This is a genomic window from Bacillus sp. DHT2, from assembly GCF_026241455.1.
GTDB classification, from domain to species: Bacteria; Bacillota; Bacilli; order Bacillales; family Bacillaceae_G; genus Bacillus_A; species Bacillus_A pseudomycoides.
In genome coordinates this window covers 272,936-295,145 of record NZ_JAPHWH010000004.1, presented here as the reverse complement: position 1 = coordinate 295,145, position 22,210 = coordinate 272,936, and the positions used below count along the sequence as shown (strand labels likewise).

At 33.8% G+C, this 22,210-nt stretch carries 26 protein-coding genes and 4 pseudogenes; 8 read left to right on the top strand and 22 right to left on the bottom strand.

All coding sequences use genetic code 11. From position 1 onward, the window contains the following. Positions 1-82: 82 nt before the first annotated feature. Both ORL93_RS12840 and ORL93_RS12835 read right to left on the bottom strand, forming a co-directional pair. A complete protein-coding gene (locus ORL93_RS12840; protein ID WP_018782492.1) occupies positions 83-607 on the bottom strand; it encodes a DUF4398 domain-containing protein in 525 nt (174 codons plus the stop codon). A 134-nt stretch (positions 608-741) separates the two neighbouring features. Continuing rightward, positions 742-2,010: an MFS transporter gene (locus ORL93_RS12835; RefSeq protein ID WP_097794205.1), complete on the bottom strand. Its 1,269-nt coding sequence runs from the start codon at positions 2,008-2,010 to the stop codon at positions 742-744. A 119-nt stretch (positions 2,011-2,129) separates the two neighbouring features. On the opposite strand from ORL93_RS12835, the gene ORL93_RS12830 reads away from it, so the two are divergent. The 5 genes from ORL93_RS12830 (at position 2,130) to ORL93_RS12810 (ending at position 5,135) form a co-directional block, all read left to right on the top strand. Beyond that, positions 2,130-3,344 (top strand): helix-turn-helix domain-containing protein, encoded by a 1,215-nt coding sequence (locus tag ORL93_RS12830; protein WP_040119388.1) that lies wholly within the window; start codon positions 2,130-2,132, stop codon positions 3,342-3,344. A gap of 68 nt (positions 3,345-3,412) precedes the next feature. After that, positions 3,413-3,592 (top strand): H-type small acid-soluble spore protein, encoded by a 180-nt coding sequence (locus ORL93_RS12825; protein WP_006094378.1) that lies wholly within the window; start codon positions 3,413-3,415, stop codon positions 3,590-3,592. A 226-nt stretch (positions 3,593-3,818) separates the two neighbouring features. Beyond that, positions 3,819-4,154 (top strand): antibiotic biosynthesis monooxygenase family protein, encoded by a 336-nt coding sequence (locus ORL93_RS12820; protein WP_006094377.1) that lies wholly within the window; start codon positions 3,819-3,821, stop codon positions 4,152-4,154. A gap of 3 nt (positions 4,155-4,157) precedes the next feature. Next, entirely contained in the window at positions 4,158-4,763 is a 606-nt protein-coding gene (locus tag ORL93_RS12815; RefSeq protein WP_006094376.1) for a dienelactone hydrolase family protein, read from the top strand. A gap of 12 nt (positions 4,764-4,775) precedes the next feature. Further along, positions 4,776-5,135, top strand: a complete 360-nt coding sequence (locus ORL93_RS12810) for a hypothetical protein (protein ID WP_040119387.1) — start codon at positions 4,776-4,778, stop codon at positions 5,133-5,135. A gap of 30 nt (positions 5,136-5,165) precedes the next feature. Here ORL93_RS12810 and ORL93_RS12805 read toward each other — a convergent pair. The 8 genes and pseudogenes from ORL93_RS12805 to ORL93_RS12770 all read right to left on the bottom strand — a co-directional run. After that, positions 5,166-5,381, bottom strand: a pseudogene (locus tag ORL93_RS12805) (hypothetical protein); the annotation flags it as partial. 83 nt (positions 5,382-5,464) lie between these two features. Beyond that, positions 5,465-5,635, bottom strand: coding sequence for a DUF3951 domain-containing protein (locus tag ORL93_RS12800; RefSeq protein ID WP_003196553.1), 171 nt, complete (start codon positions 5,633-5,635; stop codon positions 5,465-5,467). A 62-nt stretch (positions 5,636-5,697) separates the two neighbouring features. Beyond that, positions 5,698-6,009, bottom strand: a complete 312-nt coding sequence (locus ORL93_RS12795) for an AzlD domain-containing protein (protein WP_033796026.1) — start codon at positions 6,007-6,009, stop codon at positions 5,698-5,700. Continuing rightward, on the bottom strand, positions 6,000-6,725 hold the full coding sequence (locus tag ORL93_RS12790; RefSeq protein ID WP_040119386.1) for an AzlC family ABC transporter permease: 726 nt from the start codon (positions 6,723-6,725) through the stop codon (positions 6,000-6,002). Before ORL93_RS12790 ends, ORL93_RS12795 begins: the two co-directional genes overlap by 10 nt. Next, positions 6,725-7,555, bottom strand: coding sequence for a TrmB family transcriptional regulator (locus tag ORL93_RS12785; protein ID WP_003196548.1), 831 nt, complete (start codon positions 7,553-7,555; stop codon positions 6,725-6,727). The genes ORL93_RS12790 and ORL93_RS12785 overlap by 1 nt, the downstream gene beginning before the upstream one ends. Positions 7,556-7,669: 114 nt before the next feature. Beyond that, positions 7,670-7,812, bottom strand: a pseudogene (locus ORL93_RS12780) (alanyl-tRNA editing protein); the annotation flags it as partial. 209 nt (positions 7,813-8,021) lie between these two features. Next, entirely contained in the window at positions 8,022-8,435 is a 414-nt protein-coding gene (locus tag ORL93_RS12775) for an NUDIX domain-containing protein (RefSeq protein ID WP_040119384.1), read from the bottom strand. A 99-nt stretch (positions 8,436-8,534) separates the two neighbouring features. Continuing rightward, positions 8,535-9,440: a DNA-binding domain-containing protein gene (locus tag ORL93_RS12770; RefSeq protein ID WP_040119383.1), complete on the bottom strand. Its 906-nt coding sequence runs from the start codon at positions 9,438-9,440 to the stop codon at positions 8,535-8,537. Positions 9,441-9,621: 181 nt separating this feature from the next. Here ORL93_RS12770 and ORL93_RS12765 point away from each other — a divergent pair, with 181 nt between their 5' ends. Beyond that, positions 9,622-10,224, top strand: a complete 603-nt coding sequence (locus ORL93_RS12765; protein ID WP_040119382.1) for an HD domain-containing protein — start codon at positions 9,622-9,624, stop codon at positions 10,222-10,224. A 208-nt stretch (positions 10,225-10,432) separates the two neighbouring features. Here ORL93_RS12765 and ORL93_RS12760 read toward each other — a convergent pair whose 3' ends face one another. Beyond that, entirely contained in the window at positions 10,433-11,224 is a 792-nt protein-coding gene (locus tag ORL93_RS12760) for a PspC-like choline-binding domain-containing protein (RefSeq protein ID WP_040119381.1), read from the bottom strand. A gap of 333 nt (positions 11,225-11,557) precedes the next feature. Here ORL93_RS12760 and ORL93_RS12755 point away from each other — a divergent pair, with 333 nt between their 5' ends. Beyond that, a complete protein-coding gene (locus ORL93_RS12755) occupies positions 11,558-12,022 on the top strand; it encodes a VOC family protein (RefSeq protein ID WP_018782499.1) in 465 nt (154 codons plus the stop codon). Between the two features lie 279 nt (positions 12,023-12,301). On the opposite strand, the gene ORL93_RS12750 is transcribed toward ORL93_RS12755, so the two are convergent. From ORL93_RS12750 to ORL93_RS12700, 10 genes and pseudogenes are all read right to left on the bottom strand, one after another. Further along, a complete protein-coding gene (locus ORL93_RS12750; RefSeq protein ID WP_018782500.1) occupies positions 12,302-13,051 on the bottom strand; it encodes a GNAT family N-acetyltransferase in 750 nt (249 codons plus the stop codon). Between the two features lie 103 nt (positions 13,052-13,154). Continuing rightward, on the bottom strand, positions 13,155-13,583 hold the full coding sequence (locus tag ORL93_RS12745; RefSeq protein WP_003196533.1) for an NUDIX hydrolase: 429 nt from the start codon (positions 13,581-13,583) through the stop codon (positions 13,155-13,157). Positions 13,584-13,600: 17 nt separating this feature from the next. After that, positions 13,601-14,398, bottom strand: coding sequence for an ABC transporter permease (locus ORL93_RS12740; RefSeq protein ID WP_040119379.1), 798 nt, complete (start codon positions 14,396-14,398; stop codon positions 13,601-13,603). A 2-nt stretch (positions 14,399-14,400) separates the two neighbouring features. Further along, positions 14,401-15,384 (bottom strand): annotated as a pseudogene (locus ORL93_RS31275) (ABC transporter ATP-binding protein). An 11-nt stretch (positions 15,385-15,395) separates the two neighbouring features. Then, entirely contained in the window at positions 15,396-16,205 is an 810-nt protein-coding gene (locus ORL93_RS12725) for an ABC transporter permease (protein WP_040119378.1), read from the bottom strand. Beyond that, on the bottom strand, positions 16,196-17,167 hold the full coding sequence (locus tag ORL93_RS12720; RefSeq protein ID WP_040119377.1) for an ArsR/SmtB family transcription factor: 972 nt from the start codon (positions 17,165-17,167) through the stop codon (positions 16,196-16,198). The genes ORL93_RS12725 and ORL93_RS12720 overlap by 10 nt, the downstream gene beginning before the upstream one ends. Positions 17,168-17,299: 132 nt before the next feature. Beyond that, positions 17,300-17,884, bottom strand: a pseudogene (locus tag ORL93_RS12715) (DJ-1/PfpI family protein). A 98-nt stretch (positions 17,885-17,982) separates the two neighbouring features. Further along, positions 17,983-18,717, bottom strand: coding sequence for an oxygen-insensitive NADPH nitroreductase (gene nfsA / locus ORL93_RS12710; RefSeq protein ID WP_040119376.1), 735 nt, complete (start codon positions 18,715-18,717; stop codon positions 17,983-17,985). A 197-nt stretch (positions 18,718-18,914) separates the two neighbouring features. Beyond that, a complete protein-coding gene (locus ORL93_RS12705; protein ID WP_018764335.1) occupies positions 18,915-19,232 on the bottom strand; it encodes a magnetosome magnetite crystal formation protein family in 318 nt (105 codons plus the stop codon). A gap of 112 nt (positions 19,233-19,344) precedes the next feature. After that, entirely contained in the window at positions 19,345-19,923 is a 579-nt protein-coding gene (locus ORL93_RS12700) for a YdcF family protein (protein WP_040119663.1), read from the bottom strand. A 182-nt stretch (positions 19,924-20,105) separates the two neighbouring features. On the opposite strand from ORL93_RS12700, the gene ORL93_RS12695 reads away from it, so the two are divergent. Beyond that, on the top strand, positions 20,106-20,783 hold the full coding sequence (locus ORL93_RS12695) for a DUF421 domain-containing protein (protein WP_018782509.1): 678 nt from the start codon (positions 20,106-20,108) through the stop codon (positions 20,781-20,783). Between the two features lie 21 nt (positions 20,784-20,804). Here the strand turns inward: ORL93_RS12695 and ORL93_RS12690 are convergent, their stop codons facing one another. After that, entirely contained in the window at positions 20,805-22,163 is a 1,359-nt protein-coding gene (locus ORL93_RS12690) for an MATE family efflux transporter (protein ID WP_040119662.1), read from the bottom strand. Positions 22,164-22,210 lie beyond the last annotated feature (47 nt).

Genomic DNA, 22,210 nt, shown 5'->3' with positions numbered 1-22,210 from the left:
TTTCATTTGTTAAAAAATGTTCAAAAAGAAAGGCTGTCATAAAAATGACAGCCTCATACATACCTTTTCAAATACTATTCTATTAGTTTTTCTTCGCTTCTATTTTTTCTTGTGCATTTTCAGCTTTATCCAATACTTCTCCAGCTTTCTTCTGCTTTTCTTTTACTTCATCAATACTATCTACCGCTTTAATTACTTTATCAATTCCTTCTTCGTCCACTTTTTTCTGCTTTGCAATTCTTTCCTTTTCTTTTTCTTCAATGTCTTTTGCCTTTTGAAGCATATTTTCTGCGTTTGACTTTACAGATTTCTCAAGGGATGCATCCTTTTTCTTTTGTAATACTTGGTTCGCGTCATCCTTTGCTTCTAAATATTTACCATCTTTTAACGCCGTTGCACCATGATCCATCAGGCTAGCAACTTCTTTATAGGCTTTTACCTCGTTCGTAGATTTTTCTTTTTCTGCTTTTTCAAACCACATAATTGCGTCACTATATTTCTCATCTTTTAATGCCTGCATACCTGTATCAACTTGGATATCGTAATTACTGCTACATCCAGCCACTATAAACAGTACAAAAAGCATTACAACCATTTTGTATTTCATGTTGTTCTTCTCCCTCTCTCTTGCCATTCAACATGGATTTCTAAATTTAATTTATCATAACTAAAAAACACTTTCAAAAAAGAAAAAACTTCATTTCCTTCAAAATGAAGTTTTCCTAGAAAAACATTGTACATCTATGCTGATACATCCACTTGTTTTTTCACATCCATTTGTTTCATCCCTAATAATACTACCATCCATACTCCAATAGCCGAAATAACCATTACCATACTAGTTGGCATTATATCTAATAAAAATCCATACAAAATAATTCCAAGAGGCGTAATTGCCGTAGAAATTGTTTCAATTAATCCAAAAACCCGTCCTAGATATTGTGAATCAGTTGTTTTCTGAACATATACTTGAAGGGGAACATTGATGGAAATGCTCGTCATTCCAAAAATAAGCATAAAAATTATATAGTAAATAAAACTTACCGTCCCTGGAATTGTAACTAATAACGGAAATGCAGTACACAAATACAAACCCGCTAAGACAAATAAACTAATGCGAACTGCGCGAAATAAATTATTCATTTCCTTACGAACAGATAAAACAATTGATGCAACCAACATTCCTACCGCCAACATTCCTTCCACAACACCTAGTTGCTGAGACGATAAACGTAAGTTTTGAATGATAATATACGGAAGTGCAACAAACAGTGCACTTCCAAAGAAATTAATCCAAATAAACACTTTTAACATCGTATACATATCATCACGTCTTTTTACATATAAGAATCCTTCTTTAATACTGGATAAAAAATCAGCTTTCTTCTGTTCTGCTTGTACTTTATACAGATCAAATACAATAAAAAACTGTACAATTACCGCTAAAAAAAATGTAATACCATTTAAAAGAAAAAAGAATTTCATTGAAAACAAACCAAACACCATTCCACCAATAACTGGTGCTAAAATAGTCGAAAGTGCTGTCGCTGTTTGGTTTAAAGAACTCGCTTGTTGAATACGTGCACTGTCAACTAAAGTTGGAATAGAAGCCGTAAAAGAAACAGAATAGAAACTTGCACATATCGATAACAGTGCTGCAGATACATAGATGAATAGAAGTGAAATGTCAAATAAAGTAGAAAGTGCAAACATCGTGAACATAATAAGACTACTTAATAAATCCGCACCAATAACAACCCACCGTCTGTTTATTCGGTCTGCCACAGCCCCTGCAATTGGTCCACATACCATTCTTGGAATAGAACCACAAATAAGCGTAATTGCAAAACCTACTCCTGATCCTGTTGTTTTTAAAACATATAACCCCATTGCAAACGTATAAATCCCAGCACCTAATAAAGAAGTCATTTTTCCAATCATCATCAAAATGATATTTCTCGTTGCGATTTTGATTCTTGGATCATTTTGACTTATACTTACATCCCCCATTACGCCACTCTCCCCTAAAAAGTTAAATTGTGTTAAACTTATTATATAATCATTTTTCAAATTTTAACAACAAAAAGTTTAATTGTATTTAACTTTTTTTATAATAAAGGAGCAACGATATGGCTACTCTTGGTGAAAAAATTAAAGCATTGCGAAAAGAAAAGCGTCTTACTCAGACACAATTAGCTGGCTCAGAGCTAACGAAAAGTATGCTGAGTCAAATTGAAAATGGGAAAGCAACACCTTCTATGAAGACATTACAATATCTTGCTAGTCAGCTTGAATGTGAAGCAAGTTTTTTACTAGAGGAGGACAACGAAGAAGTAACAAAGCTGATTCCAAAAATGGAACAAGCTATAAAAAATAATCAATTTGAAGAAGCGTATCGTACACTGCTACCTATTGTTCAAAAAGAACTACCACCTACTTTAAGTACAGCTCGTTTATATAAACAATTTATAAGCGTTGCATTTAATATGAAAGATTACAGCATACATTCCTATATTGAAAAAGCCGTAGAAATTTTTCAAAAGTATACTTTATATCGTGAAAGTACACAAACTAGTTTAAAGCTGTGTTATGTATTATTTGTCCATAAAAAATATAAAGAATGCCTAGAACTTCTTACCTCTATTCGAAAAGAGTATGAAGCAAAACAATTAGAAATGGATCTTATTATACAAATAGAATTATTCTTATGTGAGGCAATTGTTTTACTCGCATATGGTGATTATGAAGGGTGCGAAAAAATTATCTTACAAGCTCTTGACTTCTCAAAAGAAAATCAAGTGTATTATAAAACAGATGAATTTTATCGAATTCTCTCCTACCAAAATGTAATAGTGGCAGATGAAAATAAATATCTACACTATATAAAAAAATCCGAACAATTTGCCGTTTTCACAGAAAATATTTTATCTATTGCGATTATAGATATTTTAAAAGCTTATTATTATAATACAATAACAAATGAATATACATTAGCTCTCAAACATCTAGATTTATTTAGAACAAAACTTCAAGATAAACCGCTCTTTCAAGAGGACGGGGTTTATTACCTAGAAAAAGGAAAGGCTTTATACGGCCTTAAGCGATATGAAGCAGCATTAGAAACATTACAGCAAGCGACAATTCCAGATTATATGTTTCACCCACTAGACCAAGCATGGATTATAACTGGGGGGGCTTACCGTGCCCTTTGTTATATGGAACTCAAAAATAAGAAAAAGGCGCTTCGAGAAGCAACAGAAGCTTTTCATGCTATACAAGAATTCCCTGATTCGACATTTACTGCGTTTATTAAAGAAACATTACAAATAATACAAAAACTTTAAACCCATCTCAAAATGGTATATTATTCCTCCTTTTTAGCAAAAATAATAAAGATGGGAGGAATGTAAGAATGAATGTACAACGTGCAAAAGAGCTTTCCGAGTCATCAGAACAAGCGCATGTTAGTTTTCAAGGCATGCCCGTTATGATTCAACATGTTGATGAAAGCAATGAAACCGCCCGCATATATGATGCAACGAATCCAGATCGCGAATTAACAGTTCCAGTTAATAGCCTAGAAGAAATATAAGAAACTCCACTTCAGTTTTATTTGAAGTGGGGTTTTTCTTGTATGCCGTATGATTTGTCTTTCCAAATATTTTTATCATCACTGCACGAATAACGTAAATTTCTATTTTTTCAACAGTTATCCTAATATGGTACGGGATATTTCTCAAAACATTTTTATACTCAAAAGACATACTATTCAATCTTTATGATATGATACAATCCATAAGTATATTTGGAGGGATACGATGAGGGATACAAAGCAAAGTAACGAACCTTATTATGCAGTTATATTCACTTCCCAGCTTTCACAAGACACGACTGATTATGGCGATGTCGCTGAAGAAATGGAAAAACTCGCTAAAGGGCAACCTGGCTTTATAAACGTTGACAGCGTACGGGATGCATCTGGTCTCGGTATTACAATTTCATATTGGGAGTCACTTGAAGCAATTAAACAATGGAGAGAAAATGCAGCACATACTATAGCAAGACAAAGAGGTCGTGAACAATGGTATGAAAGCTTTCATATGAAAATATGTGTTGTAGAAAGAGAATATAATTTTCAGAGGAAAGGTTTATAATCAATGAAGAACAAAGTAGCTCTGATTGTTGTTCACGAAATATACGGCATAAATCAGCATATGCAGGATGTCATATCCAGGTTTTCTTCACCACAGGTAGATATCTTCTGCCCAAGTCTTTTACAGCTAGATGCTCCTTTTCATTATAATGATGAACAAAAAGCTTACTCCCATTTTATGCAAAACGTTGGATTTCAACATGGAAAAGAAAAAATTGAAGAAATGATTATACAGTTTTCAAAAAATTACCCATATATTGGACTCATAGGTTTTAGCATTGGCGCAACCATCTCTTGGCTATGCAGTAACAATCCAAAAGTTAATTTTATTATTGGCTGCTATGGCTCTCGCATACGAGACTACTCTTATATTATTCCTACATGTCCTACTCTTTTAATTTTTCCAGAAACAGAATTGAACTGTTCCATTTCTTCTCTTATTACGACATTGCAAAGACAAGACAACTCATTTCTACATATACAACAGTTCCCAGGAAATCATGGATTTCTGGATCCTTATACTACAAACTATAACGAACAATCTACAAAACAAGCATATGAAATGATTGATTCATTTCTTCTAAAAACTATAACGAAACAAATGTATTAAAGGAGTTTTGCTATGTCATTTACATTACTTTTACTTGCTTTCGTTATTCTAATCATTCTCATAACGTTAGCTTTCATTTTTACAACTCTTCAAAATCGTAAATATTTAAACCGTCCTTATCGACATTCCTTTATCGTTATGACCTTATTTCTTGGACATTGGATTTTAGTTTTGACTAGTTTTTATACATTACTCCCTAATTATATTAGCGATTTTATTTTTCTACCAATCTGGTATTTTCTTTGTATTTTAGGATTTATGGTTTTCATAAAAGAATGGAAAAATAATCGAATTATTTCTGTATCCGTCGGTGCTTTCTCTTTTATCAGTCTACTCTTCGGCATACTATTACAAGGAATTGCTAAAATGTAAGTTTGTTTTATAGGAGCTGATTTTTAAGAATCAGCTCCTTTTTCTACACGTAAATAGGAAGCATTTCGCAAACGATCGTTCCATCCATACAGGAATGAATAGATATAGTGCATAGGCTATAGTCATCCAAATTGCGAAAGATAGAACTTGTTGTGATGAAAGCGTCGAAAAAATACTAGAGGAAGAATAAAGAATGAAAGTATCTAAAAACAACCCTATCCCGGTGCCGAAAATCCCCCACCTAACTTCTTTACTTTTTCTGAATTTTGAGATGGGGTCTTACTGCCCGTTAACGCGGGATAAATAAAAAGAGGAAGAAAAGCCTAAAATCAACTTCTCTTCCCTCTATTTTTTTTATGAGATTGTATTGTCATGGAATCACAAGGTGTGTAGTAAATTTGTGGAGTTGCTTTATTAACAAGCATTGTAAAAGTAAGCAGACCAATGATGAAGAAGATAAAAACTATAAACAAAATAGCACCTATCGTTAAAAGAATCATAACACCACCCCTATTTCATTCATGATATTACACTCTTCGATATACTATGAAAGAAATCCTTGTTATATAAACAAACGTAACAAAATAATCACAATCACCCCAGTTAACACTGTTCCTAACAGGCTACGTGTATAAACAGCAACAAAGAATGTCGGAATTGCTGCAATTATATAATCCCATTGCATCGTTTTATTCATAAAGAGCACTTCAGCAAGGAGCGCCGCCAATATAGCAATTGGTATATAACTTAACCATTTTAATCCCCAATCTGGAATTTGTATTTTACTAAATACAATGAGCGGTAATAGGCGCGGAATTAAAGTAACCAGACCTGCTCCAATTAAGAGTAATAACACATCGATTCTTACTTCCATCTTTCAATCACCACCCCTATTGTTGCTGCCGTAAGTGTTGCAATTATAACTGCTACGCTTGCCGGAACGAAAAAATGTATGCTATATGCGATTACAATTGCCACAATCGCAACACCGAGATGAATGACTAATTTTGGATGACTACTCATTAACTGCAGGACAAATAATCCAATAAACATAGCTGGTAAAGCATAATCCATACCATACGTATGAGGGTTTGGTATCCACTCACCAAAAATACCACCGATGACATTCGCAATGATCCAGTTTAAATATGCTGTCACATTTAAACCAAGCATCCATCTCTCGCTTAGATACTTCTTTTTTGAAGCTTGCTGAACCGCAAGACCAAATGTTTCATCTGTAATTTGCGAGCCAATTATCATATTTTTCAAGAAAGGAACCTTCATTAAATACGGGGCAAGCGCAGCACTCATTAACAGATGACGTAGATTGACAAAAAATACGGTGAAAATAATTGCAGAAGTAGGTGCTCCAGCGGCAAACATACCAGCGAGTATAAATTGTGAGGAACCAGCATAAATCAAAGTAGACATTAATGCTATTTCTGTTAACGAAAACCCTGCTGTTTTTTCAATTACACCAGCTGCGATACCAATACTTAAATACCCTAGTACAGTTGGTAAACAATCTTTCACTCCCTGTTGAAATGTTTCATTCCCGTGCATTGTCATCTGTACTTCAGCCCTTGCCATCACTCTTCCCCCTTCGTTTCTTGCATCAAGCGTTTACCCGTTACAACGTGAACTAAATCTGCATTACCACGCCATAATGCATCTAATTTATCAGGACCAAATTCCTGTGTAATTTCTTCAACCATAATGTCATGACGAATATATTCTGTTGCGACAAGCACTAATGCTGGATCATATGTTGTAACAGCCCATGATGTACTATGTTCTGAAAAATTGGCAATAAGCACCTCTTTTCCATCTCGTGCAACAATTGTTAAATGCCCCCCCATCCGCTCTTTCACAACATCTGGAGTCATATAATTATGATGAAATGTTGTTCCTATTTTTGTTTGAGGTGCCCCAAAAAGTATCGAAAAAACATGTACACCTTCTTGTTCCTTTTTGTGAATAAGAGGCTCCAGCTCGCTCACTTGCTGTTCCCATACAGAAATCCATAACTCTTCTTCTGCACGCTCAATAATGTTACTTATTTCCTTTAAAATTCGTTCATCCGTACGAATATGGGAGATTACATCTACTTGACGCTCCTGCTCTAAACAATTTAACTTCTGATCAAGGAAATCAAATGACTTTTCAAAATCTTGTCGCATTCGATTCATTAACTCACTTGCCGATACTGGAACGTACTTAACTGGTTCTGAGGGTACTAAATGCACTGCGCCTTTATCCATTAATTTCCCAAGTACCTCATAAATCATGGAACGCGGTACACCCGTTTGTTTACTAATTTCATATCCTGTCGCAGGATAATGTTTTAATAAACCGATGTATGCTTTACATTCATATTGTGAAAACCCTAACTTTTGCAATTCTTTCATGACTTCATCCACTGTAATCCCTCACTTCAATTTACCTCTATTTGCATTTACATGACAGCGCGTACTTCAAAACGACGATTTTGCTTTCTTTACTTTTACAGCTTCAAAAGTATTCTCACCTTATGTAAGTACGCCTGTATCGCATTCTTGTCCTCCGCCAGTTGGATAAAATATCGTTTCTTTTACAAATACTCGGTTTCCATCCACTCTTGTTACTTCTGTTTGACAGTTTTTTTATATGCATCCTGTAAAAATAATGCCTCTGTCATGTTCCCACTCCTTTAGTAGTTATTACTATACCTACTAATATAAAAAGAAAAAAATGTACATTCAATAAAATTCTGAATTTTGATTCAATTAACAAGAAATAAGCTATCTTTAAAACAAGATAGCTTGATTACATTTATCCCGCTGCTAATCCTCAGCGAAGGTTTTCTTCCTCTCTACTAAGAGCTCGATACATTATATTTCCATATACTTATTTAAGTTTCTCATATTCCTTCAAAGCATTTTGTAAAGTTAAGGTTAATGGTTCTGGAAGACTATCTAATGAAAACCACCCCACTTCACTAATAGCATGTTGTCCCAGATTTTCTGCTATCCCATTCGTTACTTTTGCAATATACGTCGGACATACCCAATGTGCTTCTTCTTCAGGTAAAATGTGATTCGTCACACATAATAACGATGTGAGTTCAATTTCTAACCCTACCTCTTCTTGAATCTCCCTGACAACTGTATCTTCTGCTGTTTCCATCCATTCCACTTTTCCACCTGGGAGACTCCAGTGCGCTTGCTCTGGTGCCTTCTTTCTCCGTACAAGTAATAACTCGCCTTGCTCGTTTAAAAGAAACGCTCCAACACCGACGCGTGGATGTAACTTTTGGTTCATATTAACTTCTCCTCTTAATTTGTAAGTTTTCTTGATTTTAACATAAAAATAATAGAGCTACTTTCTATCAGCTTCATAAAAACCAATAGAAAGTAGCTCTCATTGTTTCATAGATATTATTTGTTCTTTTGTATCCATTTTGTCATGATGAAGTTTGTTTTTCTCCAAATATTGTTTACACATATTCACAAAAGCTGGTAATGTTCGAATTTGATCAATATCAGAGCTCTCAATAAAACGATTCATTTGATTTGTCATTTCGTCCATACTAGAAATAACCTCTTCTTTTTCATATCTCAATCTCTCATTTTCAGCACGAAGATTTTGAAGCTCTTTCTGTATCTCATGTGTATTATTTTCTTTTGTATGCCCAGCTGCCATACTCGAAAGTTTGTAAATCCCTTCCATAAATTGATATAGTTCTTGTTTCTTGCCCTCTACACCAATTGTTTCAAAATTATCGACAATCCCTGATAATATAGTAACCAGATTATTCTCTGTCTTTTCACTTTGGACCACTATACTTTTTACTCTATTCTCCTTCTCACAAACATACTGTTCTGGCTCGTGCTTTTTCTTACGCCCCGGCTTACCCTTTTTTATATTTTCAAATGGCAGCTCTTGATTTTTTAATTTATAATACGTATTCTGCAGTTGACTTTCTGTTTTCGGAAATAATTGTAGATTCTCTTTACTAATTGCCTTTGAAGTATCTGAAATATTTAAATTGTAATGCTGACAAAATTGATACGTAGCATATAAAAGTTCTAATTCAGATTTCAACCACATCATTTGAGATTGTTCGTATGCAAATAAACCACCCATTTTTTCAATCTCTCTTTGAAAAGCTATCATTTTATCATATAAGTCCATTAATTCTGCATACGTCACATGGAACTCTCTTTCTATTTTTCTACATTCCTCTTCCACTTTCTGAATATTTTTTATTCCATTTACAATATTTTTCAAAAGATCTAGTACATGAATTGCTGTCTGTTGGTACATTTTATATTCACTCCCACTCAGCATTTTTGCAATTTCAACTTCTTCTTTGTCTTTTGTAAAAATAAAAAAATATTATGGGAATATTTTATAATATTTCTGAATTATTAGTCAAACGAACGTAAAATTGACACATTCTATTTTTATATTAATATTAGTTTATAGCAATATGAGGGGGATCCATATGGAACATAACATTTTAAAAGTCATTGCACTAGCAGAAAAACTTAAATACGAAATGCGACATAGCTGGCTTTCTAATGGTCGACAAGAGAGTGTTGCGGAACATACGTGGCGTATGTCCCTTATGGCTGTTTTAGTTCAGCCTTATTTAGATAAAGAAGTAAACATGGAAAAACTATTAAAGATGGTTATTATCCATGATCTCGTGGAAGCAGAAGCCGGGGATATTCCTGCTTTTGACACAATGAACAGCGAACAAATACAATTACAAAAACAAGAAAATGAACAAAAAGCCATTTTGAATATTAAACATACATTAGAAGGTCCTCTTGGGGACGAACTGTACAATTTATGGATAGAGTTTGAAGCAAAAGAAACATACGAAGCGAAAGTGGCAAATGCTCTTGATAAACTAGAAGTTAAAATTCAGCATAACGAAGCCGATATCGATACTTGGATTCCCATCGAACATAAAATGACGTTCCAAGTTGCCAAACATACTGACTTTGACTCATTCTTATCAAAATTACAAAAAATTATTGAACAAGAAGGCGAAAAAAAATTAATTGCTGCTGGCATTGATGTCGAGGCATGCAAACAGTAGCAACTCACTGTTTTTCATACTTTTTTGCAGATGATTAAAGAAGTATATACCGTTTTATAGAATATTAAATTACAAAAGGTGACACACATTAATGATGTACAATGTGTGTCGCCTTTTAATTTTTATGTTTTCACTTTTTATGCTTGGATAACATTTCAGTTGTCATCTTTTCCTGTCAAAATCTTTTAAGATAGTTAAAGAGTTCTCTTTAACTCATAACACCATTATCTTTGAATGAATACCATTTTCCATCAATGAAATGTTTACCTATCGCCATTGCACCGTTAGACTGTAAATAATACCAAGTCCCATTCTCTTGTAACCAGCCTGTTTTCATCATGCCATCTGCATTCATGTAGTACCATGTATTATTATCTTGTACCCAACCTGTTTTCATCTTAGCACCAACAAAGTAATACCAGCTTTCTTTATAGCTTAGCCAGCCATTATAAGCAGCTCCGTTTCCGCTAAAATAATGCCAATGGTTGTCAATTAAATTCCAACCTGTTGCCATTGATCCATCAGAAAGGAAATAATTACCATCTGGATGTGAACCTATCCAACCTAATAGCATTTTATTATTATCTGGATTTAAAAAGTATGTCTTACCATTATATTCAAAAAAATCCCAGTGTAGCTTTCCCCCTTGGTGAACGTAATACCAATCTCCCTCATACTGAAGCCATCCTTCATTGGTATATAGCGCACCGTCTGCTCCTAATAAGTAACCATTATATTGCTCTTCAATACGACCCGTTTTCATTTTTCCATTTGCATCAAAGTAGTACCATTTTCCTCCATCTTGTAACCAACCAGTTTTCTTCATACCATTTTGATCATAGAAATACCATGTGTTTCCATCTTTTACCCAACCTGTTTTCTGCATCGTCTGTTCTGTTTTTGGAGTAATCTGTTTCACAGTTTCTTGTTTTTCTGCATGAGATACTGCAGGAGCTACAAGCATTGTAGACATTAAAATAGGCAAAATAACTTTCTTCATTTTCCATATCCCCCAAATAATGAATAATTTTAGTTTTTATTTCCACAAAGAGAATTATATTATTATATACAAATATAATCAATATTTTTTGTAATGAAATCGTAATATTTTTAACTTTATAGAAAATATATTCATTTAAAAGTAACTTTAAATGCATTTTTGAGATATTAAACAGATTAATGTATACTTTTTGTAATATAAAATAAAAAGAATGGAGAATATTTCATACTTTTGTATGAATCATTCTCCATTCTTTTTATTGATTTAACCTAGAAGGACATAGATTACAATTACAAATAAGGACAATATATTATCTAAAGAGGAGGATTATTTATGATCAAAGGATTATACGAATCACATCTACCCGTTCGCAGCCTAGAAAGATCCATACCATTCTATGAATCATTGGGATTAAAACTATATAAAAGATATGAGGATACTGCCTTCTTTTGGATTGTAGAAGAACAAAGTTGGCTCGGACTTTGGGAAGGAGAAGAATATAAAACGCCGTATCATCCTTCCCTTCGCCATATTGCGTTTCAAGTAGACTTCGAGTTTCTTCATACATCTATTAAGTGGCTGAAAGACCGAAATATTACGCCCGTTCCATTTAGTAATCGAACTACCATTGGACCTTTTGTTCGCCCTAACCAAGGCAATGCTTCTGTCTATTTTAAAGATCCAGATGATAATAGTATTGAGTTTATTAGTTTTGTTAATGTTCCAGATGAACTAAAACATATTACAGAAAAACTTTCTTTAGAAGAGTGGACTACACTATCACGATCCTATTTGTAGATGATTTAATAACTAAATATCATCGGTACCTCACTGGACAATATGATTGCTCAAATAATTAATGTGAAGGCTTTTTTATTAATAGTGTTTCTCCCATCATTTTGGCATTACACATTTATAAAGAAAAGCGACTTTTACAAGTCGCTTTTCTACATCAAATATTTCAAAGTTAAAAGTACACCCACTGCAATTACAAATATATTGAAAAAAATATACCATGCAGAAAAAGAACAAATACATTCTTTTCCCTTGAGGTATTTCTTATTTTCTTTAGTCAAATTAAAATTGATACTCGTATACAATATAATCAAAAATGTTTGTAAACCCTAGGCTCTCTGCTATAGCAATTGAAGGTTTATTCACTTCCATACAGTCCCAATAGGGCACATACCCTTGTTTGAAACATTCTTGAACAAATATATGTGCGACTTTCTTGGCAAGATTCTTCCCTCTATGTTCCAAAATTGTCTCGATATTTACCGCATGCATATTCCCACTTACAAATCCTGAAAAACAAAGACTCACCACTTGATCCTCATGCAAAATCACATACCCAATTCCTTTTTCAAAAAATGATTCCATCGAATTCCAAAATGATGTAATTTGTGAAACGAAAAATGATTGCTTGAGCAAAGAGTATGTCACAAGATTTTCCTTCGTTACTTTTAATACTGTATATACCTCATCAATGATTGGTTCATTATATGTTTTGTACGCACTTTCATATAATTTGTATACTTTTTGATTGGATTCCTCGTATGATTGTTCACATAATATTTCTCTAATTGTACGATCCCACCCTACTTGATGACCAAATCCTTCAAACCACTTCAAGTCCAAACAGGCTGCTTCTTGTGCAATTTGTTCCCTTAAAACCTTTTTTATTTCAAGGTTAAACATTTTGTTATTTGCCTCACCAATAAATACAAAACCATCTAAATTTCCAAGCCAAACTAAACCAGACCGTGGTTCGCTCGCATTGTCAACAAATATACGGCCCGAATTATTCCCTTCAATGATAGCTTGCACTTCTATATGCCTTTCCTTTTGTAGAAGATGTTTGCAATTCATAAACTGGTCTTTCTGCAATTCGTATATCATCTTTTTTCTTTCCTTTCATGTGTATCAGCGCTTAGGTTTCATCACCTGCTGTACAATCTATGAATCCCTGCAATAACTTTCTATCTTCTAGAAAAGAAAGGGTAATACCTGCTATTTCTTCACTGCTTTTCCAAGCCACTTCATAAATTAATCCATCTGGATCGCATATTTCTTTATTTCCTCCAATCACTTCTACCTCATAATACACAATGTGAACATCATATCCATTACTATTCCCCTTCTTTTCGTACATACTTTTAATGACACGTACATCATATCCCGTTTCCTCTTTCACTTCTCGTATACAACACTCCTCAAATGTTTCCTCTTCCAATTTCCCACCAGATGGAATAGACCATTTTAGTTCTGCTTCTTTTACATCTGGGCGCCCTTGCAATACCATTAACAATTTCCCATCATTATTTTTACATAATGCCGCTGCACCTTGAAATATTCCCATTTCTCTCTCCCCATTCCTTAAAATAAAACCATATTTCCTGTTCGTTTCGCATGCTTTTCTGCTTTTCGAACAAGCACATACGATATTCCAATTAAAATGATTAATAAGCTAGCTAATAAACCTAACTCTGGAAATACATTTATAATACTTTTTCCTTCCATTAATAATGAACGGAAAATTTGAAGTACATACGTTAATGGAAACAAAGCTGCTAGTACTTTGCCCCATAGTGGTAATACAACAATGGGAATGCGTACACCCGCAAAAAATTGCATCGGTTCTTCTAATATTGTAAATAGAATACTAGCATCTCGTGAAAATAAAAAAATCGTATTTAAGCACCCCCCACACACAACAGCCGAAATACATAAAATCATAAAAGCAAATACAATATTTTCAACTGGTGGTATCGGTGTGTCATTCAGAAACAATGCGATGAGAATCGAAAACATCGTAAACATCCATACTCCTTCTATTAAATTTGCTCCTGCCCGGCAATACATCATCCATACACGCGATGCAGGTGTTAAAAATATAAGTTCAAGTGTTCCATTTTGGCGTTCCCATGACATTTGCCATGCCGATTGAACAAGGCTCCAAAAGAAAACATATCCAATATAACCTGTAATGAGAAAAAAACTAATCTGCTTTGGATCCATCCATTTGGCAAGTGTACTACTATTTGAAGTATCAAATGGCTTCACCGAAAAATAAGCAGTTGTAAATAATAAAACCGGCCAAATGAATAAAGAAAAATAAACCATCTTACTATGAAAATGATTGCGGTGACTTTTTTTCCATTCTGCAAAAAACATATTCACGCACTCACCTCATTTGCAATTTGTAATATTGCATCTTCCAACCTTGCTTTATGTGTTTCTAACTGTAATATACGGATTTGATATTTTGTTAATAATGATAAAACCGTTGTTGTCATATCAAAAGATGCCTTTAGTTCATATCGTATATGTTCACCCGTATGTTCTTTTTCATATTGAATTTCCTTCAGCCCTAAAGAATACTCTAATCGTTCTATCGTTTCATTCTTCATTTCAGGAATCACAATTTCTAAACGATATTCACGGACAATAGACTGGATAATTTTATCGGGAGTTCCTTCATAAAGAAGTCGTCCTTTTTCAATAATATAAAGGTGATCACAAAGTTCCTCTACTTCTTCAAGATAATGGCTCGTTTACAAAATACCCTTATTTTGTTCCTTCGCCAATCGATATACCATTTCTCTCAGCTTTTTCGCTACAGGTGCATCAAGTCCTAATGTTGGTTCATCAAGAAATAAATAATCTGGATCATTAATAAGACCTCCTGCGATTTGCAAACGTTGCTTCATTCCCTTTGAATATCGTTCTACAGGCGTATTAGCAACTTCTTTGAGCTCTACTTGACCAAGGAGAAACTGAATACGTTCCTCTAGTTCGGCTCCTTTTAATCCATACAAACTCCCGAAATATTGCAAGTTTTCTTTACCTGTTAAACGCCAATATAACATGCGTTCTCCACCTGCAATCATATTGATCTTTTTCTTTACAAGTAAATCTTGTTTTGTACTATCTATACCATCAATTGTAATGGCACCTGAAGTTGGTTCAAGAAGCGTAGCTAGCATTTTAATCGTTGTTGTCTTCCCAGCCCCGTTTACACCTAGCAATCCTACAATTTCTCCTTTTTGAATTGTTAAATCCAAACCATTTACCGCTTCAACTACTCTTCTTTTTTTACGAAAAAAACCTACTTTCTCTTTTAACTCATACCGCTTTACAAGTTGTATTGCTTGTATCATGATAAGCCCTCCTATGCAAAATGTTTTTCAATCACATACTTTTCCATTCGTTTCATCGCATATACACCCGCAATAAAATACGCAACTCCTAATCCCAATAACCACATAAGTTCAATTTGTATGGAAGCTAAATTCCCACCTTCAATCATGCACAATCGAAATGCTGATAAACCATGTGAGAGCGGCATCAATACACTCATAGGCTGTAAAAATGTAGGAAGATAACCTACTGGAAAAAACACACCACTGACAAGGCTCATAAAAATAAACAATGTATTTTGTGTTAAATATGTATCACGAAAATAGAGCATAAAAGCCCCCAACACTAGTGCTTGAGCGAATATAGCAAAAAAGAAAATAAATAATAAAAATACCACTGGTATCATATTTATTTCTCGAAACTGTAATCCAAAAAACAAACCAAAAATAAAAATCGTGATAAATTCAAGTCCCACACGCAATATCCCTTGCGCAGCTGCTCCTAGAAAATAACCTTGCCGAGATGATGGCGTTAATAACAAAACATCCAGCGTCCCTTCACGCAGTTCGGTTATCAATGTTCGGCTCACAATCATTAATAGAGAAACAGAAAATGAATAAAAAACAGCTCCTAATATAACGTACGAAAGATAATCATCCGTCTTCCCTAACTTTGCAAAATTAGCATCTAACTTTCCTTGAAACATAAAATGATATGTTAGATAAGCAAACAATACGATATATACACCAGTTAAAATATGCCCTAAAAAAAATGACCATGGGTACGCTCTACGCATCGTATAGAAATCACGACGAAATGTAGCCATAAACGTTAGCCACATGTTCTCCCCTCCCCTAATTTTTGAACAATTGGGAAATCCATAAATTGATCTAAATCAACACGAATTTGTTCTAATCGTTCTCGATTTGTTTTATAAAATACGTAATAACCTTTTCGTTCCTTTTGTATAAGACCTGTAGACTCTAACATTTTTAAATGATTGGAAACCGTTGATTTTGTAAGACTATACCGCTCTGTTAATTGCTGTGTACAAAAAGATTGAAAGGATAAATCTCTTAGCATTTTTAATCTCGTTTCATCTGATATCGCTTGTAGAATTCGCAAAAGATCCTTTGGTACTTCATCTGTATACGACGATGCGATTTCCACCTCATAATAGACTTTTATATGAGTAGAAATAAGATTATCTATTAGTAAATGAGGTGCGACAAAAGTTGATGGATATAATGTAATTGCTGATAAATCCTCATAACGATATTGCCAAGTACGGGCTTTTAAAAAGGTTATTTCCTTTTCATCAATTAAAAATCTCGGATGCAAATTTTTAGAAAGGGACAACGGGTTTTGTTTGATTGTTTCTTTCACATCATATACAGATCGTTCTAGCCATGGTTCTATTTGAAATAACTCTCGTGCAAAATAGCGCTGATGATATTGATATAAAAAATTACAAACTAATTCTTTCTCTAGTTTAGGAAAAAATGATTGAAAGCCTTTTGTATCCGTTACTCGTAATTTTTCAATCCCTTCTTCAACATAGACTTCAGCCTGAAACTCAGAGCACCAATCTATAAAATGTAACCAGTCATCGCTTTTCTCATTAATCTCATATAATATTTCTTTTTCCTCCTGATCCATCTGATTTAATACATTTTCTGCCCACTCTAATCGTTTTACATGATGGATAGGATTAGATAAAACATGTAAGCTTAATAACATTTCGCGAAATGGTGAATATACAACTTTGACATGTCGTTCAAACCATGATGTAACTCGCAACATAAATTCCCCTCTCTTTGATTCGATTTCTATCGAATCAATTTTATAATTTTGCAAAATTATTCAGTATATTAATAACTTACAATGTAAACGTCAATGAAAAATTAGAAATATTTTCATAAAATAAGACCTCAGCTACGCTAAGGTCTTATTACTTAATTCTTTTATGTTTTTAAAATACAGGAGTGTTTCTTTCTCTTCTCCCTCATCAAACAAATTGAGTTATTTAATGATTTCAGCTGCAAACTCGACATAAGCAGAGCCAACTGCTGTAATGATTTTCCCATCCACTGTTACATCTATACTTTGTTTATACTTCCACTCATGGAGATGTGCTAGACTCTCCACTTCTGGTGTTAAAGAAGTTGAAAATCTTTTATTTAGCAACACATCAGCTGCTTGTAATAAAGCGGTTCCTGCACAAATACCAGCTAACCATTTATTTTGTTCATTTATCTCTCGGGCAAGCGATAATAACTTAGGATTTTCTAGATGATGAAAGATATCTCCGCCGGGGACAATTAAAATCTCATACTCTTTTGCAATTATGCCATCTATGGAAATATGCGGTTTACACTGGAAACCTCCTTCTCCTGTAACAATCGCATTATCTACACTTGCTGTGACAATTTCAAATCCCTTACTCTTTAAAAATAAACTCGCTAGATTCACTTCAAATTCTGCAAATCCATCAAATAGAAAAAACAATGCTTTTTTCATTTCATCAGCCTCTTTACTTTCGACACACTTATACATATTCGAAAGTAAAAAACTTCTCCTTCTAAAAACAAACCTGCTAATGCAGATTTGTTTTTACCTTATCTTCTATTAAACCCTTTTTTACTCAAAAACTCCTTCATATGCATTCTTTTCTCTTTTGACATAAAAGCACTCATTGATCCTGTCCATGTTACATCCTTTTGATTTGTAGATCTTTCCTTATAATATTCATTAGTCGTACGGTCATATTCCTCTAGTAATTCATCATATTTATTTTCGTCATATAAGTTTTCATGTAAAATCGCTTCAACTGGCAAACGCGGTTTCACTGCATGACTTTCATCAGGTACTCCAACTGTCATCCCAAATACCGGGTATACTTTATCTGGTAAATGGAGCAGTTCACTCACTTCTTCTGGATTATTCCTGATTCCTCCAATATAACAAATGCCATATCCTAGTGATTCTGCAGCGAGCGCTAAGTTTTGTGCAAATAAGGATGCATCTACTGTAGCTACAATAAAGTCCTCTGCACCATCATGTTTAATCTCTGTTCCATGTTTCTCACATGCTGTTTCTAAGCGCTTTAAATCTGCACAGCAAACAAAAAATGCCGCGCAATCTTTCACATGACGATTACCTGATAACTCTGCCAATTGCACCTTTAAATTTTCATCTGTAACGTACATAACTGAATACGCCTGAACAAAATGTGATGATGCTGCATACTGCGCTGCTTGTACCATTCTTTCCACTATATTCTTAGGAATTGGTTCTTGTTTATATTTCCGAACTGATGTATGTTGCTCCATTTTATGTATCATCTCATTCATAGTAAAGCCTCCTTATTTCTTATTACTGAAAAATTAACATATCCTTTTCATTTATCACAACTTTTATGCCCATCTAAAAACTTCTATATAATATGCTCTTTTTTCACCTCAATTAAAGCAGAACCCTTCAAACCTATACAAAAAGAGAACGAATTTTTAACCATTCGTCCTCTTTCATTCTTGAAAAAATAAATCGTTTAAGCTGCTCTCAGCACTTTAACACCTTTAACAATATTCCAAACAAAGTAATAAATACCTACAATTGCAAAAGTTACATAGGTTACAATCATTCCGATTCCAACACTTGCGGATTCTCCAAAACTTAAACCGAATACACCTGAAAATGCCAATCCACCAAACAAAATTGCATATGGGAAAATGTGTGTCCAAAATGCCTTTTTCGCATGATATTTCACATCATCTTCTGCAATAAAGTAGACGATGATTGGGAATAGAAACGGTGCAAAGAAAATACTAAAATAACAAAGTGAAGATAAAATATTATTGCCTTTCATACGATTCACTCCTAAAGTTTCGTTGTTTTTGTTACCTTTATTATGGCACTTCACTACTTTAGGAACTATCGTTTTACCTTTCAATCAGATTACATTTTCGTAAGATTTATTACTATATACGATTCGTTAGCCAATACTGTGTAATCGCAAAATATTCCCTCACATTTGACTGAATAATAATCGATTTAGGTGTTTTCGCAGGAAGTCCATTTACCTTCAACCCTTGTTTTTCAGCAATTTTTTTGGCCCGAAACATATGAAAATCATTTGTAACAATCATCCCTTTTTTCTTATTTGCTGGAATAAGAGACTTTGAGAATTCAATATTTTCATCTGTATTTGTAGAACGATCTTCCATTATAATTCTTTGTTCTGCAATATTTCGCTTCATTAATCCTTGTTTCATAGCTAGTGCTTCTGAAATGTCTTCTCCTTTTCCTTTACCACCGGATACAATAACAATCGTTTGTTCATGTGTTTTTAAATATTCCGCGGCTTTATCAATACGATATTGTAAAGAATAAGAAGGCTCTGTTCCTTTCACCTTTGCTCCTAAAAGAATCATGTAGTCTGCATCGTTCGGTGCTTCCATATGACCATGCTTATAAATGTTATATTGTAAAAATCCTATATAACCTACTATAATCATTATCACAACTAAACTATACTTCATTATCTTTTTCTTCTTTATCATTTACATTTACTCCTATTTTTTCTATTCTCCCATCATAATATGCTTGTAGTTGTTTTTATAGATTAAATTTCCAATACACCCTAAATTAACCTTTAAAAGTAATATTTTTAATAAATATGGGAATATTGGATTAGGTATACACAATTTATAATGTGAATTTGCATTAAGGGGTGTAAACATTGATTGTTTTTTTATGTAATGTAGCATTCGTATTTTTACTATTTCTCTTATCACTTAAACTGCTTGGAAAATCTGCACTTGCACAACTTACACCGCACGATTTTGGAGCAATTATCTTTTTATCCTATTTAGCTTTTCAAGCTATACCTGTTGATGGCGCTTTGCAAGCTATTATAGGTATGCTAGTAGTTACATGTCTCCATCTTTTCATTACAAAATTAAGCTTAATAAATAAATTGAATCGCTTCATCCTTGGACATCCCATTATTTTAATTAAACATGGAGAAATTATTTTTGAAAATCTAAAAAAAAGTAGATATCCAATCGCTGAATTGTTATCCAACCTTCGCGTAGCAGGATATCCTAGCGTACATGAAATCGAATATGCGATTTTAGAAGCCAATGGTGCGATTAGCATTTTACCTAAAAGAGAACTTATTCCACTCACTCCAAAGGATATACATTTAAATGTCAAATATGCAGGACTACCAATTGCACTCATTGTTGATTCGCACATTCAATATGATAATTTAAAGTTAATCCATAAAAATGAGAAATGGCTCCGTAATGAATTATTAGAAAAAGGGATTAAAGATATAAAAAACATTGCATTCGCTTCTGTTCAAGAGGCTGATGGTTCCTTTGCATTTAGTCTAAAACATAAGAAATCCCCTTAATTGATTAAGGGGATTGTTCTATCAGGCCACATGTTCTCTTTCTACATTTCGTACTGATACAGGATGAGAAATACGATTCATCCCAAATACAACAATCGCTGTTAACACTTCAGATACAGGCATTACAAGCCAAATTCCATTTACTCCAAACAACTTTGGCATAATCCATAAGAGTGGAATAATGAGTAATAAACCGCGGCTCAAAATAATCAAGATAGACTTTCTTGTTTGTCTCACCGATTGGAAATACTCTCCATATACAATGTTATAACCAAAAAATACATATTGAATAAAGAACAGACTCATTCCTGTTACAGTTAGTGTCAGTAACTCTTTTGATTGAACATCAAATAAACCAATAATGTATTTCCCAAAGAATAATCCGCTCACAATTGCTACACATCCAAGTACAACAGCTGTTTTGACTGCAAAGTTTAGTCCTTCCTTCAACCGTTCAGGTAAATTTGCACCGTAATGAAAACTTGCAATTGGTTGCAATGCCGCTCCAACACCTAAGAATACTAATAGCATCATGGAGTGAATACTATTCACTATTGCATAAGATGCTACACCTAATTCTCCTGCATATTTCATAAAGGTTATGTTAAAACCAATCGTTACAATCGCTACTGTTATTTCTGCGGTGAAACTTGGAAAACCAATCACCATAATTTGTTTGACTGTATTCCATTCAAAATGAAATTTCGTCCATTTTAAAATGCTACTTTTTCTAAAGAAATGACTTAATAAAACAAGAAAACCAATTGCTGCTGACAGGATAGTCGCTGCCGCCGCTCCTGTTACACCCCAACCAAAAATAAAAATAAAAATATAATCAAAAGCAATATTTAACAACGCTGTTACAACAAGTCCTGCCATCGCTAAATTTGGATTTCCGTCGTTTCGTATAAATGTACTTAAAATATTTTCTAATACGTATATCATTCCAAATGTTAATAATACAGTTAAATAGTCTAATGCATATGGTAAGATTACTTCATTAGCCCCAAATAAATAGGCCAAATCTTCTATTCTCCATAAACAAATGATCATTAAAGCACCAACAATTACAACAGCTACTGTCATAGACTGAGTAAAAATGGATCTCGCTCGCTCTATTTTATTTTCACCTAATGCTATGGAATATAGTGTAGCTCCGCCCATTCCAATCCACAATGATATAGAGAAAAAAATGGAAAAGGCCGGGATAGCAACGTTTACTCCCGCTAAGCCATTCGCTCCGACTCCTCTGCTAATCATAACGGCATCGATTACAATATTCACCGACATTAATACCATTCCAAGAACCGCTGGTATTAAATAAGATATAAATAAATTTTTCATTGGTTTTTCTCTTAATTTCTCAGTTGTTTCCATAATAAAATGCTCCTTTTCAATTCTCTGTTCACATTTTAAACCTTCAAGCA